General features: G+C 56.4%; 19 protein-coding genes. 6 read left to right on the forward strand and 13 right to left on the reverse strand.

The window, feature by feature from the left end; all coding sequences use genetic code 11:
- Positions 1 to 4: 4 nt before the first annotated feature.
- The 8 genes from Q0955_RS05065 to napF all read right to left on the reverse strand — a co-directional run bounded on the left by Q0955_RS05065 (position 5) and on the right by napF (position 7707).
- Entirely contained in the window at positions 5 to 841 is an 837-nt protein-coding gene (locus Q0955_RS05065; RefSeq protein ID WP_299420714.1) for a YihY/virulence factor BrkB family protein, read from the reverse strand.
- A gap of 475 nt (positions 842 to 1316) precedes the next feature.
- A complete protein-coding gene (locus tag Q0955_RS05070) occupies positions 1317 to 2030 on the reverse strand; it encodes a NapC/NirT family cytochrome c (protein ID WP_299420716.1) in 714 nt (237 codons plus the stop codon).
- A gap of 23 nt (positions 2031 to 2053) precedes the next feature.
- On the reverse strand, positions 2054 to 2488 hold the full coding sequence (locus tag Q0955_RS05075; RefSeq protein WP_299420719.1) for a nitrate reductase cytochrome c-type subunit: 435 nt from the start codon (positions 2486 to 2488) through the stop codon (positions 2054 to 2056).
- A gap of 20 nt (positions 2489 to 2508) precedes the next feature.
- Positions 2509 to 3429: a quinol dehydrogenase ferredoxin subunit NapH gene (napH, locus tag Q0955_RS05080; RefSeq protein ID WP_299420722.1), complete on the reverse strand. Its 921-nt coding sequence runs from the start codon at positions 3427 to 3429 to the stop codon at positions 2509 to 2511.
- Positions 3426 to 4256: a ferredoxin-type protein NapG gene (gene napG / locus Q0955_RS05085; protein ID WP_299420724.1), complete on the reverse strand. Its 831-nt coding sequence runs from the start codon at positions 4254 to 4256 to the stop codon at positions 3426 to 3428. The genes napH and napG overlap by 4 nt, the downstream gene beginning before the upstream one ends.
- A 35-nt stretch (positions 4257 to 4291) precedes the next feature.
- Positions 4292 to 6781 (reverse strand): nitrate reductase catalytic subunit NapA, encoded by a 2490-nt coding sequence (gene napA / locus Q0955_RS05090; RefSeq protein ID WP_299420726.1) that lies wholly within the window; start codon positions 6779 to 6781, stop codon positions 4292 to 4294.
- Between the two features lie 12 nt (positions 6782 to 6793).
- A complete protein-coding gene (locus tag Q0955_RS05095; protein ID WP_299420728.1) occupies positions 6794 to 7024 on the reverse strand; it encodes a chaperone NapD in 231 nt (76 codons plus the stop codon).
- A gap of 8 nt (positions 7025 to 7032) precedes the next feature.
- A complete protein-coding gene (gene napF / locus Q0955_RS05100) occupies positions 7033 to 7707 on the reverse strand; it encodes a ferredoxin-type protein NapF (protein WP_366140649.1) in 675 nt (224 codons plus the stop codon).
- Between the two features lie 399 nt (positions 7708 to 8106).
- Here napF and pcaF point away from each other — a divergent pair, with 399 nt between their 5' ends.
- The 6 genes from pcaF to Q0955_RS05130 are packed head-to-tail and all read left to right on the forward strand — an operon-like array spanning position 8107 to position 12964.
- Entirely contained in the window at positions 8107 to 9312 is a 1206-nt protein-coding gene (pcaF, locus tag Q0955_RS05105) for a 3-oxoadipyl-CoA thiolase (RefSeq protein ID WP_299420731.1), read from the forward strand.
- Between the two features lie 31 nt (positions 9313 to 9343).
- A complete protein-coding gene (gene paaA / locus Q0955_RS05110) occupies positions 9344 to 10321 on the forward strand; it encodes a 1,2-phenylacetyl-CoA epoxidase subunit PaaA (protein ID WP_299420734.1) in 978 nt (325 codons plus the stop codon).
- 11 nt (positions 10322 to 10332) lie between these two features.
- A complete protein-coding gene (gene paaB, locus Q0955_RS05115; RefSeq protein WP_132860101.1) occupies positions 10333 to 10617 on the forward strand; it encodes a 1,2-phenylacetyl-CoA epoxidase subunit PaaB in 285 nt (94 codons plus the stop codon).
- The gene (paaC, locus tag Q0955_RS05120; protein ID WP_299420736.1) at positions 10617 to 11384 is read left to right on the forward strand and encodes a 1,2-phenylacetyl-CoA epoxidase subunit PaaC; all 768 of its coding nucleotides are present in this window, start codon (positions 10617 to 10619) and stop codon (positions 11382 to 11384) included. Before paaB ends, paaC begins: the two co-directional genes overlap by 1 nt.
- Positions 11378 to 11872, forward strand: a complete 495-nt coding sequence (paaD, locus tag Q0955_RS05125) for a 1,2-phenylacetyl-CoA epoxidase subunit PaaD (RefSeq protein ID WP_299420739.1) — start codon at positions 11378 to 11380, stop codon at positions 11870 to 11872. The genes paaC and paaD overlap by 7 nt, the downstream gene beginning before the upstream one ends.
- A 12-nt stretch (positions 11873 to 11884) precedes the next feature.
- Entirely contained in the window at positions 11885 to 12964 is a 1080-nt protein-coding gene (locus tag Q0955_RS05130; RefSeq protein ID WP_299420740.1) for a 2Fe-2S iron-sulfur cluster-binding protein, read from the forward strand.
- Between the two features lie 57 nt (positions 12965 to 13021).
- Here Q0955_RS05130 and Q0955_RS05135 read toward each other — a convergent pair whose 3' ends face one another.
- The 5 genes from Q0955_RS05135 to paaI form a co-directional block, all read right to left on the reverse strand.
- On the reverse strand, positions 13022 to 13360 hold the full coding sequence (locus tag Q0955_RS05135; protein WP_299420741.1) for a hypothetical protein: 339 nt from the start codon (positions 13358 to 13360) through the stop codon (positions 13022 to 13024).
- Between the two features lie 135 nt (positions 13361 to 13495).
- The gene (locus tag Q0955_RS05140) at positions 13496 to 14149 is read right to left on the reverse strand and encodes a hypothetical protein (RefSeq protein WP_299420743.1); all 654 of its coding nucleotides are present in this window, start codon (positions 14147 to 14149) and stop codon (positions 13496 to 13498) included.
- A gap of 84 nt (positions 14150 to 14233) precedes the next feature.
- Positions 14234 to 14842 carry a TetR/AcrR family transcriptional regulator gene (locus Q0955_RS05145; RefSeq protein WP_299420745.1) on the reverse strand — a complete coding sequence of 203 codons (609 nt, stop codon included), beginning with the start codon at positions 14840 to 14842 and terminating at the stop codon, positions 14234 to 14236.
- Complete coding sequence (gene paaK, locus Q0955_RS05150; RefSeq protein WP_299420748.1) at positions 14842 to 16152, reverse strand: phenylacetate--CoA ligase PaaK; 1311 nt, start codon at positions 16150 to 16152, stop codon at positions 14842 to 14844. Before paaK ends, Q0955_RS05145 begins: the two co-directional genes overlap by 1 nt.
- Positions 16153 to 16172: 20 nt before the next feature.
- Entirely contained in the window at positions 16173 to 16598 is a 426-nt protein-coding gene (gene paaI / locus Q0955_RS05155; protein ID WP_299420750.1) for a hydroxyphenylacetyl-CoA thioesterase PaaI, read from the reverse strand.
- Between the last annotated feature and the right edge of the window lie 89 nt (positions 16599 to 16687).

The raw sequence follows: 16687 nt of genomic DNA on the forward strand, positions 1-16687 counted from the left end.
GTAGTTATACGGGGGCACCCCGGCGGCGGGCTTCATCCATCAATTGGCCATTAAACTCAGCGCCAAATACAAAAATGGCAGACATCAGGTAAAGGTAAACCAGCGCAGACATGATGCCAGCCAACCCAGCATAGGTCACCGAATAGGTCGAAAAACTGCTGATGTAGATGGTGAATACTTTGGAGGCAAGAAACCACAAGACAAGGCACAGCACGATGCCTGGCCAAAGACTCCCCGTTTTGTGGGGCACCCCTGGCAACCATTTGTGGCATGCAAACAGAAAGAAGGTTGTGACCGCAAAAATCACGCCTTGCCGAAATTGCTCATTGCTTAGGATCGATTGATCCAACCAGGGCACAAGGTCCTCGAAGAAATGCAACACAACAGGCACCACCACGCTGACCACACCCGCCGCCGTGAATAAGGCGCTGCCAGCCAAAACAAACAGGATCGCCAACCCGCGCACCTTCCAAAAAGGTCGAGGGTCGGTTTCTCGGTAGGCGTCGGTGATCACAACGCGGATCGCATCCACGCCATTGGAAGCAAACACAATCGCCAACACTGCGCCAAGCGTCAGCGTCGAACTGCCTGCCTGCAACACCGCGCGCAATTCACGCTCGATTGGACCTGCAATTGCGTCGGGCCATGCACCAATGGCAAAGTCTATGATGTCATCTACCTGCGCCTGGGGACTCAACGCACCTGCCAGGGACAGCGCAAACAGACAGAAAGGAAACAGTGCAAACACAAAAGACAGCGTCAAATGTGAGCTGCGCATAAACCCGTTTTTGCCATTGAACCGCACCACGGTGGCACGCAAGCTGTTAACCAGATATCTCATAAGTGCCCGCCTCTCCTGCACTTTTGTCGGCCAAACGTCTGTGCAAGGTCAAGCACGATAAGGGCGCATCAGTCATTCTCGAAAATTTGGCGTAAATTCGCAAAGGTATTTCCGAAACTCCAAAAGGATTTGTTTACCCCTTTCCCATATCACTATCACAGAGGACGACACGGCCTGGGGACAACGCCGCAGACCTCCTCCGGAAGACCCGCACCGCCTTCCTCCCTCCCTTGGGCGGTGTGACCACTACAACCAACTTCACTCTCTCCCTCCTCCTTCCCCTGTTGGAGTTGGTTGTCGGCGCCAATCGTTATGCCTTGACGTGACGCGCCGGTCTGCACCCAAGTCAGACCACTCACGGACACAAGGCCAGCGCCGGTTGCTCAATTGAGCACCGGCGCTTTTCGTATACACAACCAAAAAGAGCGCCTCAGATGAAGCGCTCCTCTAAATTCTTACTGCAACCAAGTGCGGATCAGTTAGAGGCCAGATACCCTTTGATCTCACTTCCCGCGGTGGCGACGTCCTGACCAGGATTATCTGGCACCACAATCTCGCCTTCCAACTCCGCAGTCACATCCTCATAGGCTTTCAGATAATCTGCAGGCAGACGGTGCGCGATGCCCTGGTGGCAATCGATACAGGTTTTGCCTTCATCCAACGCCAGCTGGTGTTGTGCCGCTGCGCGGTTCTCCTGCTGGGTGAAATCCATATAGGTAAACTTGTGACAGTTGCGGCATTCCCGGCTGTCGCTTTTCTTCATTTTTTTCCAAGAGGCAGACGCCATCGACAGACGATGTTCCTCGTATTTTTCCTCTGTGTCGATGGTGCCCATCACAGTGTGATAGAGGTCTTTAGACGCAAGGATTTTTGCCTTGATTTTGTGCTGCCACTGTTTTGGCACGTGGCAATCAGGGCAAGTCGCGCGCACACCGGAGCGGTTATTGTAGTGCACCGTCTCTGTGTATTCTTCGTAGTTACGCTCCATCTCGTGGCAGGACACACAGAACTCTTCAGTGTTGGTCAGTTCAAGTGACCAGTGAAATCCACCCCAAAACAGAATACCGGCCAAGAACCCGCCAAACAGCAAGGCGCCCAGCGAAAAGGCCGACGTCGGCGACCACAAAGTGGACCAGGTGCGGCGTATAAAGCCCGGCTTCTTGCCGGTGTTGTTGCCTTGATCAGACATGGCTACCTTCCCCTTTTCCGACGTTAGTTGGACGGTTCAAATTCGTTTTCGACCAACGCAGGTGCATTGGCCTGTGGCACGTGGCATTGGTTACAGAACCACCGGGTGCCGGCCACTTCGTCCAGTTGCTCACCTTCGCGGCCCTGATAGTGGGTCATCGACAGAGTGGGTGCACCACGTTCGCCTGCTTTGGTCCAGTCGTGACAGGCCAGACATTGGTTGGCGCTCAGATCAATCTGATACTGATCCACAGTGTGTGGGATCAGCGGCGGCTGTTGACGATAGTTGCGCGCCACACGGCCGGATTGCTGATGCAGCACATCGTCCAACCGGTTGGTTGCGTCAATTGGATCGTTGCGCAGAGATTTTACTTTCCCGGCCTGATCCGCGACAGCGAACCCGCTGCCAAGAACAATGGCTGCTGCCGTCAGGGCGCTGATGAGGGGATGTTTTTTCATCTTTCTTTCTCCTTAGCTTCTCAGGCGGCTTTGCCGACCTTTGGCGCTGGGTTGGTTCGGTCTCGGACACGCCCCGGCGCGGGCGTCTCGTCAAAACGATGGGTAAAGTGGAAAACGTCGACCGCGCATACATCGATGCAACGGCCACAATTTGTGCAATCCGGCGACAGGATCAGCGGGGTGTCCGCCTCCTTGCCGCGCAGCGCAGGGGTAATCACCTGCATTTCCGGACAGACCGCAAAGCAGTCCATACAATCATCGCAAGCCGCGCGCTTTTGCGCTGTGACCCGCAACAGGGATTTGTTGCCCAGCAGACCATAAAAGGCACCAACCGGGCATAAATGACCGCACCAGCCGCGTCGGGCCAGAACCAGGTCGAAAAGAAACACGCCAATCACCAACGCCCAGGCAAAACCGGCGCCAAAGATCAGTCCGCGATGCAGCATGGAAATGGGGTTCACAAACTCCCACGCCACAGTACCGGTGACCACACTCACACCCAGAACCATGGCCAGCATGAAGTACTTCGTACCTCGTTTGGGCTGCCAGCCTTTGGGCAGATCAAGTTTGCGGTGCAGCCAGCTGGCCGCGTCTGTGACCGGATTGATCGGGCAGACCCAGCTGCAATAGAGCCGGCCACCAATGAGCGCGTAAACAGCCCCGACAATGAGCGCACCAATGAGCGCGGTCATCTCTGGCCAGTGCCCCGCCACAATGCCTTGAAGCGCGATGAACGGATCGGTCAGCGGCAAAATGTCAAAAGTCAGAGACCCGCTGAGATTGCCTTTCACCCACCAAATGCCAAACCAAGGGCCCAGCAGGAACAGGCTCAGGAAAAATGCCTGACTGAGACGACGCAGGATCAAAAACCGGTATGCCAGCCAATACCCTTTATCGCGGACAGCTTCAGCTCCAACAGGCAGTGTTGCATTGTCACTCATTGACCAACACCTCCCGTTGTTGCGCCTTTTGGCAACTTGAAGGATGGCTCAAAACCACCTGGGGCAACAAGATTATCTGTGCCCGTGCCAGGCAAACGGTCTGGCAGATCGATGATCTCATCCACCAGCGGTGTGTTCTCTTCCCAGCTGCGTTTGTAGTGCTCTGCCTGATCAGCCTGCGCCACACGAATGGGCAGAACTTTGATGGCCGCCTCACCGGGCAAGACGCAGGATTTCTCACATTTGCCACAACCGGTACAGTGATCCGAATGCACAACCGGCATAAAGATCGCATGGTGCCCGGAGCGCTCATTGTGCCGCCTCTCGAGCGTGATCGCTTCGTCAATAACCGGACAGACGCGGTAACAGACGTCGCAACGCAAGCCGAGCGCATTGAGGCAGTTTTCCTGATCAATCAAAACCGCCAGCCCCATGCGGCTGTCGTCAATATCGGTCAGCTCTTTATCCAACGCCCCTGTCGGGCAAGCCGCAACACAGGGAATGTCTTCACACATCTCACACGGGACATCCCGTGCGGTGAAAAACGGCGTGCCGGTCGCCGCGCCATCCACTCCCAGTTCCGCAAGAACCAGTGTGTCATAGGGGCAATCCCGCACACAAAGACCACAGCGAATACACGCGGCCAAAAAATCATCTTCCGGCAACGCGCCGGGTGGGCGAATGGCCCGATCTGGCAAAGCCCGTGCGTCTTGCACAAACCAGGCCAATGTCATGCCCGCTACCGCACAGCCTGCCGTTCCGCGCGCCGCATCCTGAAGGAAGCGGCGGCGGGCTGGATTCTTTGGCTGTGTCGACGTGGCGGACATGGCTCTAGCTTTCAGATACCTGAGGGATTGAGCGCTTACGCGCGCTCAACCTTACAGGCACATTTTTTGAAGTCGGTCTCTTTGGAGAGCGGGCAAGTGGCGTCCAAAGTCAGCTTGTTAATCAGCTGGCCTTCATCAAACCACGGCACAAACACCACACCTTTTGGCATTTTGTTGCGCCCGCGGGTTTCGACCCGGCTCTGCATGTCACCACGACGGGTGGAGATGGTGATCTCCTGACCGCGGCGCAGACCACGCTCCTTGGCGTCTTCCGGATGCATAAACACCTGTGCGTAAGGATACGAGCGGTGCAGCTCAGGTACACGACGAGTCATGGAGCCAGAGTGCCAGTGTTCCAGCACACGACCGGTGACCAGCCACAGATTGAAGTCCTCATCCGGGCTTTCCGCTGGCGGCTCATAAGGGGCAAAGATGATGTTTGCCCGACCGTCCGGCTTGCCATAGAACTTCACGCCCTCGCCTTCTTTCACGTAGGGGTCATAGCCCTCACGGAAGCGATAGAGGGTTTCCTTGCCGTCCACCACAGGCCAGCGCAGACCACGGGCTTTGTGATACACTTCAAAGTCCGCGAGATCGTGGGCTTTGCCACGCCCAAAGGACGCGTATTCCTCAAACAGACCTTTTTGCACATAGAAGCCGAAGTGTTCGGATTCATCGTTGGCAAAGCCTTCCTGAAGCTCGTCCAGACCGTATTTGTCGACCTGGCCGTTGGCAAACAGGACTTCAAACAAAGTCTTGTCTTTGTATTCCGGGTTGGCATCCAGAATTTCGGCAGGCCACACTTCGTTGGTGGTGAAGCGTTTGGAGAATTCCATCAGCTGCCACACGTCTGACTTGGCATCACCTGGCGCATCCACTTGCTGGCGCCAGAACTGAGTCCGGCGTTCCGCATTACCGTAGGCACCCTCTTTTTCCACCCACATCGCGGTTGGCAGGATCAGATCCGCCGCCATGGTGGTCACAGTGGGATACGGATCCGACACAACAATGAAGTTGTCTGGGTTGCGATAGCCCGGGAAGCCTTCTTCGTTGATATTCGGCGCGGCTTGCATGTTGTTGTTACACTGCACCCAGTAGGCGTTGATTTTGCCGTCTTTCAGATCACGGTTTTGTTTCACCGCGTGGGAGCCAACTTTGGCGTTCAGGATACCAGCAGGTAGCTTCCATTTCTTCTCAGAAATTGCGCGGTGCTCATCATTAGCAACAACCATGTCTGCTGGCAGACGGTGTGCAAAGGTGCCCACTTCACGCGCGGTACCACAGGCAGACGGTTGACCTGTGAGCGAGAACGGCGAGTTGCCTGGCTCAGAGATTTTGCCTGTCAGCAGGTGTACGTTGTACATCAGACCGTTCACCCAAGATCCACGGGTGTGCTGATTGAAACCCATGGTCCAGAGCGACATCACCTTGCGGTCTGGATCAGCATACTGTTGTGCCAGACGCAGCAGCGCATTTTCCGGCACGCCGGAAATCTCGCTGGTCTTCTCAAGCGTGTATTCAGAGACATACTCTTTGTACGCTTCAAAATCGATCTTCTCGAGTTTGCCGTTGTTTGGGTTTTCAGCGGCCTGCTGCAGCGGATGCTCATCACGCAAGCCATAGCCGATGTCTGTGACAGCTTTGGTGAAGTTCACCTTCTCATTTACGAAATCCCAGTTCACCGCATCATTTTCGATGATGTAGTTGGCGATGTAGTTCAGGATCGCAAGGTCGGTTTGCGGCGTGAAGATCATGCCGTTGTCGGCCAGCTCAAACGAGCGATGTTCAAAGGTCGACAGCACATGCACCTGTGCGCCAGGTTTGGTCAGACGGGTGTCAGTCAGACGGGACCACAGGATTGGGTGCATCTCCGCCATGTTAGAGCCCCAGAGCACAAAGGTGTCGGCGTGCTCAAAGTCGTCGTAACAGCCCATTGGCTCATCGATCCCAAAGGCCCGCATAAAGCCCACAACCGCAGACGCCATACAGTGACGCGCGTTTGGATCAATGTTGTTGGACAGGAAACCCGCCTTCATCAGTTTGGCAGCGGCATAGCCTTCCCAAACGGTCCACTGACCAGATCCAAACATGCCAATGCCGGTAGGGCCTTTTTCCTTGAGCGCGCCTTTGAACTTTTCGGCCATGACGTCGAAGGCTTCTTCCCAGGTCACAGGGGTGAATTCGCCTTCTTTGTCGTACTGACCATTGGTTTTGCGCAGCAACGGCGTGGTCAGACGGTCTTCACCGTACATGATCTTGGACAGGAAGTAGCCCTTAATACAGTTCAGACCGCGGTTCACTGGTGCTTTGGGGTCGCCTTGTGTGGCTACCACACGTCCATCTTTGGTGCCGACAAGAACGGAGCAGCCTGTACCGCAGAACCGGCAAGGCGCTTTGTCCCAACGAATGTCGGGTGTGCCTACCTGGGCCTCTGCTTCTTTTGGCAAGGTGATGCCGGCTGCCGAAGCCGTGGCGGCTGCGGCGGTCGATTTCAAAAATGTGCGACGGGACGTTGGCAATGTCATGGCTGGTCCTCCTTAGAGCGCTGTGGATGCGGCTGCATCTGCGCCGCTCGGTTCAAAATGATGATAGGTAAGCGTGACGGTGATCACGCCGGGGATCTGGTGCATGCCCATGATGATTTCGGACGCGCGTTGCGTGTCTGTGTCTTCCACGGTCACCACAATGCGTCCGTCTTCTTGGGCGTGCACTTCACACCCTTCGGTCGCATCAATCGCCGAGACTACGTCCGGCGTTTTTTCAGGCATCGCGTGGACTAGGCATCCGCAGATATTGTACATACGTTGATCTCGCTGGCTGTTGGCATGCTGGCGTTATGCTGAGACGCTGGGCGCTCAACGGTGATTGCGTTAGACGGGCAAGGCGAAACACAAGCGCCACATCCGGTACATATTTCGGGATCGATTTGAGGCGCAGACCGTCCGCCCGTCATCAAACGGAACCGGATTGCGCTCTCATCACAATGATCTTCACAGGCTCGGCAGGTAACGCCCTGCACGGACAAACAACTGTCAGAAACACCCGCGCGATAGATCCACTCCTGTGCCGGCTGAATGGCAGCAGGCGAACAGGCTTCAGCACAGGCACCACAGAAGGTACAGCCACGCGCATTGACGTCCACCATGGGGAAACCGTCGGCATCCGCCGTGATAATCGCTCGAGGACATTCAGCGGCGCAATCACCGCAACGAGTACAGGTTTCTACAAAAGACGCGAGCTCAAGCGCCCCAGGAGGCCGCAAAATCTCTTCGTCGTGAAAGCGGCCCCGTAAGAAGGCACGTCGTTCAGGCATATGTGTCGTTTTAGAAGTCACGTACACGCCAACTCTTATATCAATGATCCTGTTTGCTCGGGCACTTTGTCTGGAAATAAACAAACCTACTTTGACATAGATCATGACCCGTAATTGATTTTGGTCAAAGCCTTGCATTTGACCGTATCTTGCCCGGTCAGCCTTCTGCTCAATTGCCGTGCAAAAGGTGGATGTCGCTCAAAACACATACATTTTTTGAAATGTGTTTCTCTGGGTCATCTTTTGACAGAAACGCCTTTCTCGCTTGAAATTGCGGGACCGCATTCCACCTCACCGCGCACCGCGAGGCTCTCCCCTTAGGCACTGACTAAGGATCAAACGTGACCGGAGCTTGAACGCCACGGCATCAAAACCCCAACCGGCAAAGATCATCGAAAAACAAGGATTCATGTTACGCCGATCTGCTCAAATAGCACAAACGGTAACATTTTATTTGCCTCGAATCACACTTCACGATATCCCAACCATACGGTCGGCTAATGCGAACAGGACCGGAACCACTGCCACGGAGACACTATGACCGAAGCTTTCATCTGCGACGCGACCCGCACACCTATTGGCCGCTACGGTGGCGCGCTCTCTTCGGTTCGCACCGACGACCTTGCTGCCTTGCCTATTGCTGCACTTGTGGAGCGCAACCCACAGGTGGACTGGGCTTCTTTGGATGATGTGATCTACGGCTCTGCAAACCAAGCTGGCGAAGACAATCGCAACGTGGCCCGTATGGCGGCCTTACTTGCGGGTCTCCCAACCGATGTGCCCGGCACCACCATCAACCGCCTCTGTGCCTCTGGAATGGACGCGGTGGGCATGGCCTCCCGTGGCTTGCGCGCTGGCGACTATGACGTTGCCATCGCAGGCGGTGTCGAAAGCATGTCGCGCGCACCTTTCGTGATGCCCAAGGCAACAACCGCCTTCTCCCGCGCCAATGAAGTCTTTGACACCACAATTGGCTGGCGCTTTGTGAACAAAAAGATGAAAGCGATGTATGGCATCGACAGCATGCCACAAACCGCAGACAACGTCGCCGCCGATTACAACATCAACCGCGCAGATCAAGACGCCTTCGCCGCCCGCTCGCAAGCGCGCTGGGCCGCCGCTCATGAGGCCGGATATTTTGCTGATGAAATCACGCCAGTCACCATTCCACAGCGCAAAGGTGATGACCTTGTTGTCGACACCGACGAACACCCTCGCCCCGGCACCGGTGCGGACAAACTTGCCAATCTGCGTGGCGTGAACGGCCCTGACCTTTCGGTCACCGCAGGCAACGCCTCTGGCGTGAACGATGGCGCTGCCGCCATTCTAATGGCCACCGAAGCCGCAGCCGCCAAAAACGGGCTGACTCCAATGGCACGCATTGTGGGCATGGCCGCTGCTGGTGTCGAACCACGCGTGATGGGCATTGGCCCGGTCCCCGCGACCCGCAAAGTGCTCGCCCGCACTGGGCTCACCATCGAACAGATGGATGTGATAGAATTGAACGAAGCCTTTGCCGCACAGGGCCTCGCATCCTTGAGGGAACTTGGCGTCGCGGACGATGCACCCCATGTGAATGCCCAAGGCGGTGCCATTGCTCTGGGCCACCCGCTCGGCATGTCCGGCGCACGCATCGTGATGTCCGCCGCGTATCAACTCAAACGCACCGGCGGCCGCTACGCGCTCTGCACCATGTGTGTTGGCGTGGGCCAAGGCACCGCCATCATTCTCGAACGGGTCTAAGGCACCCCACAGCCTGAGGAGGAACCCAGTCATGTATGCACAGATGATCAAATCCGAGGCCACGACGGACGATCCGGAGAAGCTCAAGGAATTTCAGGCCAGGATCGACGACGACATCAAAGTCGAGCCGCGTGACTGGATGCCCGAAGGCTACCGCAAAACCCTGATCCGTCAGATCGGCCAGCACGCGCACAGCGAAATTGTTGGTCAACTGCCGGAAGGCAACTGGATCACCCGCGCCCCGACACTGGAGCGCAAAATGATCTTGCTCGCCAAAGTTCAGGACGAAGCAGGCCACGGCCTCTATCTCTACGCGGCCGCCGAAACGCTGGGTGTAAGCCGCGACGATCTGACCGAACAACTCCTGTCCGGCAAGATGAAGTATTCCTCCATCTTCAACTACGCAACGCTGAACTGGGCCGACATCGGCGCGGTCGGCTGGCTTGTGGATGGCGCAGCGATCATGAACCAGGTGCCGCTGCAACGGACCTCCTATGGCCCCTACTCCCGCGCGATGATCCGCATCTGCAAGGAAGAGAGCTTTCACCAGCGCCAAGGCTACGACATCATGATGAAGATGGCGCAAGGCACTGAGGCGCAAAAGAAAATGGCACAAGATGCCCTGAACCGCCTGTGGTATCCAAGCCTCATGATGTTTGGTCCATCTGATGCAGATTCGGTGCACTCCACCCAAAACATGGCGTGGAAGATCAAGATGAACACCAACGACGAGTTGCGCCAAAAATTCGTCGACCAAACCGTGCCACAAGCCGAATACCTCGGCCTGACCATTCCGGATGAAAACCTGACATGGAACGAGAAAAAAGGCGGCTACGACTATTCCGACCCAGACTGGTCCGAGTTCTTTGACGTGCTCAAAGGCAACGGCCCTTGTAACGTCGATCGCCTCGAAGCCCGCAACAAAGCTTGGGACGATGGCGCCTGGGTGCGTGACGGTCTGATGGCCCATGCAGAGAAAAAACGCGCCGCAAAAACTGCCGCAGAATAAGGACTTAGATCATGAGCAAAGAATGGCCCCTCTGGGAAATCTTCATTCGCGGCCAACACGGCCTGAGCCACCGTCACGTCGGTAGCCTGCACGCGCCGGATGCGGAAATGGCGATCAAAAACGCCCGTGACGTCTACACCCGTCGCAACGAAGGTGTGTCGATCTGGGTTGTGGAAGCCAACAACATCTCCGCGTCAAGCCCGTCGGAAAAAGGCCCGCTGTATGAGCCGTCCGAGAGCAAGATCTATCGTCACCCGACCTTCTTCGACATCCCTGACGAAGTGGGGCACATGTGATGGCCAATGTTGACAAGGAGATGCTCACGCAATTCCTGCTGCGCATGGGCGATAACACCCTCATTTTGGGCCACCGCGTCTCGGAATGGTGCGGTCATGCGCCCGTGCTGGAAGAAGACATTGCGCTTGCTAACACCGCACTGGACCTGATTGGCCAGACCCAGCTCTGGCTTGGCTATGCGGCTGAGGTGATGGACGACGGCAAAACCGCCGACGACATCGCCTTCCTGCGCGACGCCTGGGATTTCCGAAACTTGTTGCTCTTGGAGCTGCCAAATGGCGACTTTGGGCAAACCCTGATGCGCCAATTCCTGTTTGACGCTTATCAGTCGATCCTGCTGCCGCGCTTAATGAAGTCTTCCGACCAAGCCATTGCAGAGATTGCAGAAAAGGCCAGCAAGGAAGCCGCCTACCATGTCGAGCGTTCCGCCGAAACTGTGGTCGGCCTGGGTGATGGCACCGAGGAAAGCCACAAGCGCATGCAGGCCGCACTGGACCGTCTGTGGCCCTATGTCGGCGAGATGTTTGCCTCTGATGACGTAGACGCTGCTATGGCAGCGGCTGGCGTGGCGCCTGATCCTGCCAGCCTGCGAGAAGAGTACGATGCGCTGATTGGCAAGGTTCTGTCCGAGGCCACGCTGACCATTCCAGACAGCGACTTTGCCCACAAAGGTGGTCGCAACGGCAAAACCCACACCGAGCATCTCGGCCACCTGCTGACCCAAATGCAGTGGCTGCAGCGCGCTTACCCAGGCGCAACGTGGTAAGCGACCGCGAACATATCACTGCTGAGCCCACACTGCCCGACGTGGCGCAGGTCTGGGACTGGTTGCACGCGGTGCCTGATCCCGAGATCCCGGTGATTTCCCTCACCGACCTCGGCATCATTCGGGACGTGGCTTACGTAGATGACACACTGATCGTGACCGTCACGCCAACCTACTCCGGCTGCCCGGCGACGAGCATCATCAACCTCGACATCGAAACCGCCCTTCGCGGCCATGGTGTCGAGAAGCTGGAGCTGCGCCGCAAGCTCAGCCCGGCCTGGACCACCGATTGGATGACCCAATCCGGCCGCGACAAGTTGGAGGCCTATGGCATCGCCCCACCTCAGCCCGCCGGCGGCCCCGACAAGTGCCCACAATGCGGCAGTCAACACGTCGAAAAAATGAGCCAATTTGGCTCCACCCCCTGCAAGGCCCAATGGCGCTGCACCGCCTGCCTAGAACCTTTTGACTATTTCAAGTGCATCTGAGGAGAGACCCCAATGGCCCAATCCGCGCGCTTTCACGACCTTGAGGTCACCAACATCCGTAAAACCATCCGCGACGCCGTGGTGGTCACCCTTGCCCCAGTAAACGGTGCAGCGGCGGAGTTTGACTTCACCCAAGGCCAATACCTGACCTTCAAGCGCGATTTTGACGGCGAAGAACTGCGCCGCAGCTACTCGATCTGCGCGGGCAAAGACGACGGCATCCTACAGGTCGGCATCAAGCACGTCGACGGCGGGGCTTTCTCCACCTGGGCGAATACCGAACTGAAGGTCGGTGACACGGTGCAAGCTATGCCCCCGATGGGTGGTTTTTTCACCGAACTCGATGAGACTGCAGACAGAACCTATCTCGGGTTTGCGGGCGGCTCGGGCATCACGCCAGTTCTATCGCTGATCAAAACCACGCTGGCGCACGAACCGCAGTCCTCCTTCACGCTGATCTACGCCAACAAAGGTGTGACCACGATTATGTTCCGTGAGGAGCTGGAGGATCTGAAAAACCAGTATATGGGCCGTTTCAACGTGATCCATGTGCTGGAAACCGACGCACAGGAAATCGACCTCTTCACCGGATTGGTGTCAGAGGAAAAATGCGCGCAACTGTTCCAAACCGGCTGGATTGACATCAACTCCGTGGACACCGCCTTTATCTGTGGCCCGGAGCCAATGATGCTGGGCATTGCCAAGGCGCTCAAGGATCACGGGCTTTCTGAAGAGCAGATCAAATTTGAGCTCTTTGCGTCTGGCCAACCTGGCCGCGCCAAACGCAAAGCGGTCAGCGCCACAGATGCCGGTAAAGCGGTTACCGCACAAATCACTCTGGACGGTGCCACCCAGACCATCGAAATGGACCGGGACACCTCCATCCTTGACGCCGCTCGCGCCAACACCTTGGACGCGCCATATGCCTGCAAAGCTGGTGTTTGCTCCACGTGCAAATGCCGAGTGATCGAAGGGGAAGTAGAAATGGTCGCCAACCATGCGCTGGAAGACTACGAGGTCGAGAAAGGCTTCATCCTCAGTTGCCAATCGTATCCGGTCACCGACAAGGTGGTTGTCGACTACGACCAGTAAAAAACAAAAGGGCGCTCGCAAGGCGCCCTTTTCACATTTTTAGCCTCAATGGCCAACTCAGGGCTTTGGCTGCGTTTCAAACGCGGCACCCACGCCAACACCGTAGTCAAGAGCTTGGTATCGCGTGTCATAACCCAAGCTAAAGTCGAGATAAAAATCCTCATCCAAATAGGCGGCACCCACGGTTGGCCGGAAGGATTGCGAGCCAAACTTATAATCTGCGCCAATCGCCAAAACCGCGCTTTCCGGCTCGTCGTCGTGAAACACGCGCACACCGACACCCCAGTCACCGCCAAAAGTGTAGGTCAGTCCCAGGCCAAATGACGGGTCCGCCTGCGCCACGGTACTGCAAAGCAATGCGCCCCCAAGAACACCAGCTACCATAACTCGTTTCATGAATTTCTCTCCCACCGCAATTAGTTGCCGGGAAAGTAACATGGAACAACCGGAGGCGCCAATGTGTCAAAAACACACGCACCGGATTGTGAAAACGCGCCAGCGGTCACTCAATTGAGCCGCCAGGCCAGCTTCCTAGCAATCCAAGGAGGCAAAAACCACGTCAGAGTCGGTTGCGCTGCCGCAGCCTGATTTGCCATCACCGGTGTCGCCACCTCCTGTACCGCCATCTCCGGTGCCGCCGGTGTCTGTATCTCCGTCGCCCGCTCCAGCGTCGCCGCCATCACCTCCCGTATCCGCGCCGCCTGTGTCGGTTCCACCATCGCCACCGTCACCGCCCGTGTCGCCGCCCGTATCGGTGCTGCCTGCGCCCGTGTCCCCACCTCCGGTGTCCGTGCCTGTCGTCGTTGATGCAGTGTCACCGCCCGTTGTTGTCGCGCCGCCACCAGACGCCACCGGCTTCTCGGTTTCAAATGCTGCGCCGACGCCAATGCCATAATCCAGAGCTTGCAAACGCGTGTCATAGCCAAGACTTAAATCGATGTAGAAATCTTCGTCCAGATAGGCGGCCCCAATTGTGGGGCGGAACGTTTGAGAGCCAAATTTATAGTCAAAACCCAAAGCCAGAACGGCACTCTCTGGCTCATCATCATGGAACACACGCACGCCCACGGCCCAATCACCGCCAAAGACATACGTCAGACCAAACCCGAAAGACGGATCCGCCTGCGCCGCGCTGCGACTGACCATAATTGCCGCAAGCAACGCGCCCGAAAAATGTTTTTTCAAAACTCTACCCTTAACAAGAAACAACTATAATGGGCAGGTTTTAACACAAATTAGCCATATGGTCCAAAAACAATCTGAAGGTGATCAGCGCCCCTTGGCAAGCCCCCGTACACCTCCCAGCACCAAGTCAGTCGCCAAATCCGCATAGCGCTCCCGCGCTTCACTGTCTGCACCATGCTGCCACATATAATACCAGTTGAGCATGCCAAAGACAGACATTGTGGTCTCGCGCAAGCGCAAGGGATCATCCTCAAACACCCCCTCTGCACTGGCGGCAACCACCTCACTCACCCGGTTGACCAAGTCCCGCTGATAGCCACGCAACACTTGCTGCTGCTCCGCTGGCAAGGCGCGCATGCTTGTGCTTTGCACGCGGTGCTCATTATCTGCCCCTTGATAGGCCAGAAGGATTTCCCGCACCACGGTACGCAGTTGAGCTTTGACATCCAAGTCACTCAAATCAAGATCACAAATACGATCTCGAAGCACCTTCAGATAAGTGTCCAACACATCAAACAATAGCGCGTCTTTACTGTCGTAATAGTGATAGATGTTGGCCTTAGAGATCCCGCACTCCTTGGCCAACACCGACATTGACGCCCGATCGTACCCTTGCTCAGCAAACACGCGGGCTGCTGACTTCAGAATATGAACCCGTTTCTGTTCATGATCTTTGGCAATTGTACGCGCCATTATCCGGCGCCTCGGTTGTCCACGACGCGTTTTGCCTTCCCTTGGCTGCGTTCCACGTCGCCGGGGTCGCCCACAATCACCTCTACAGACACGCCAATCATGTCCTTGATATGTTTGGTCAACATACGCGCCGAGGCAGTTTTGGATAGGTTGTCCGCCGCGTTTGGCGTGGCCTCAACAAACACCCGCATCGCATCCATGCGACCTGATTTATACAGTTCGATCTGGTAATGTGGCGCTAGCCCCCCGGTCGCAAGCACCTGCTCTTCGACTTGGGACGGGAACACATTCACCCCGCGCAGGATAATCATGTCATCAGAGCGCCCCGTGATTTTCTCCATCCGCCGCATCGACCGCGCAGTGCCAGGCAAAAGCCGTGTCAAATCCCGTGTGCGGTAACGGATCATCGGCAGGCCTTCTTTGGTCAATGTGGTGAATACCAACTCGCCCAACTCGCCATCCTCACAGATCTCGCCGGTCTCTGGATTGATGATCTCGGGGTAGAAATGGTCTTCCCAGATCACTGGCCCGTCTTTGGTCTCCACACATTCATTGGCCACCCCCGGCCCCATGATTTCCGAAAGCCCATAAATGTCGACGGCATGCATATCAAAAGCGGCCTCAACCTCCTTTCGCATCGCATCGGTCCAAGGCTCGGCTCCAAACACACCGACAGACAAAGAACTCTCGCGCGGATCCATGCCAAGCTTGTGATACTGCTCCAAAATGTTGAGCATGTAACTCGGCGTGACCATGATACCGTCCGGTTTGAAGTCAGTGATCAACCCAACTTGTTTTTCGGTTTGCCCGCCACTCATTGGCACCACTGTCGCCCCAAGACGTTCAATGCCGTAATGCGCGCCCAAACCACCGGTGAATAGCCCGTAGCCATAGGCGTTGTGCACCAAATCTCCGGCCCGAAGCCCTGACGCCCGCAGGCTGCGCGCCATTAAGTCCGCCCAATTGTCGATGTCACCTTTGGTGTAACCTACCACCGTGGGCTTGCCTGTTGTACCAGACGACGCGTGCAGCCGCGCAATCTGCTGACGTGGCACCGCCAAAAGCCCAAAGGGGTAATTGTCGCGCAGATCATTTTTGTATGAAAACGGGAACTTCGCCAGATCAGCCAAGCTTTGCAAATCATCCGGATGCACCCCCGCCGCGTCAAAGCGCTGCTTGTACATAGGCACGTTGGTGTAGGCGTGAGTCAACGACCACTTCAGCCGCTCCAGTTGCACCGCGCGGATTTCATCAATCGACGCGATTTCAATGGGTTCCAGCTCTTCCTTGCGTGGTGACAAATCTTTCATAACGTCCTCCCCAACGTCGACTATTCTTCAAACAGGTGACCTTTGATGGCGCGCGAGGCGCCACGAAATTCGGCAATCACCTGACCGTCCTGATTGGACACGGTCACATCGTAAATTCCGCTACGCCCAGTTAGACTGACCTCCCGTGCCACCGCGGTGAGCACATCCCCCTCACGCCCCGGCGCGATGTACGATATGTTGTTGTGCTGCGCCACGGTTACCTGATTGCGGCTGTTGCAGGCAAAGGCAAACGCGCTGTCAGCCAGCGTAAAGGTGAACCCGCCGTGACAAATCCCAATGCCATTACAGTGCTCCGGCTTCACTCTCATAGTGAGCGTCGCTTGCCCCGCGTCCACGTCTACAATCTGCATGCCCATGTGTTGGCTTGCCCGGTCCGTTGACCACATAGCTGCCGCGCTTTTCTCGGCCCGCTCTTTTGGCGTCATCTGTGCCTCCCAACACAATCTCCTCAACCTCCAGCTTGCATAAACCGAACGGTTGGTCAATAAATGATTCACGGAGACATATCGGGGAG

Origin of the sequence: uncultured Shimia sp. (assembly GCF_947493595.1) — a bacterium.
GTDB lineage: Bacteria > Pseudomonadota > Alphaproteobacteria > Rhodobacterales > Rhodobacteraceae > Shimia.

Excerpts from the sequence above, each read along its gene's own strand:
- Q0955_RS05065 (WP_299420714.1), bottom strand. The coding sequence starts at position 841 with ATGAGATATCTGGTTAACAGCTTGCGTGCCACCGTGGTGCGGTTCAAT.
- Q0955_RS05070 (WP_299420716.1), bottom strand. The coding sequence starts at position 2,030 with ATGTCTGATCAAGGCAACAACACCGGCAAGAAGCCGGGCTTTATACGC.
- Q0955_RS05075 (WP_299420719.1), bottom strand. The coding sequence starts at position 2,488 with ATGAAAAAACATCCCCTCATCAGCGCCCTGACGGCAGCAGCCATTGTT.
- napH (WP_299420722.1), bottom strand. The coding sequence starts at position 3,429 with ATGAGTGACAATGCAACACTGCCTGTTGGAGCTGAAGCTGTCCGCGAT.
- napG (WP_299420724.1), bottom strand. The coding sequence starts at position 4,256 with ATGTCCGCCACGTCGACACAGCCAAAGAATCCAGCCCGCCGCCGCTTC.
- napA (WP_299420726.1), bottom strand. The coding sequence starts at position 6,781 with ATGACATTGCCAACGTCCCGTCGCACATTTTTGAAATCGACCGCCGCA.
- Q0955_RS05095 (WP_299420728.1), bottom strand. The coding sequence starts at position 7,024 with ATGCCTGAAAAAACGCCGGACGTAGTCTCGGCGATTGATGCGACCGAA.
- napF (WP_366140649.1), bottom strand. The coding sequence starts at position 7,707 with ATGCAAGGCTTTGACCAAAATCAATTACGGGTCATGATCTATGTCAAA.
- pcaF (WP_299420731.1), top strand. The coding sequence starts at position 8,107 with ATGACCGAAGCTTTCATCTGCGACGCGACCCGCACACCTATTGGCCGC.
- paaA (WP_299420734.1), top strand. The coding sequence starts at position 9,344 with ATGTATGCACAGATGATCAAATCCGAGGCCACGACGGACGATCCGGAG.
- paaB (WP_132860101.1), top strand. The coding sequence starts at position 10,333 with ATGAGCAAAGAATGGCCCCTCTGGGAAATCTTCATTCGCGGCCAACAC.
- paaC (WP_299420736.1), top strand. The coding sequence starts at position 10,617 with ATGGCCAATGTTGACAAGGAGATGCTCACGCAATTCCTGCTGCGCATG.
- Q0955_RS05130 (WP_299420740.1), top strand. The coding sequence starts at position 11,885 with ATGGCCCAATCCGCGCGCTTTCACGACCTTGAGGTCACCAACATCCGT.
- Q0955_RS05135 (WP_299420741.1), bottom strand. The coding sequence starts at position 13,360 with ATGAAACGAGTTATGGTAGCTGGTGTTCTTGGGGGCGCATTGCTTTGC.
- Q0955_RS05145 (WP_299420745.1), bottom strand. The coding sequence starts at position 14,842 with ATGGCGCGTACAATTGCCAAAGATCATGAACAGAAACGGGTTCATATT.
- paaK (WP_299420748.1), bottom strand. The coding sequence starts at position 16,152 with ATGAAAGATTTGTCACCACGCAAGGAAGAGCTGGAACCCATTGAAATC.
- paaI (WP_299420750.1), bottom strand. The coding sequence starts at position 16,598 with ATGACGCCAAAAGAGCGGGCCGAGAAAAGCGCGGCAGCTATGTGGTCA.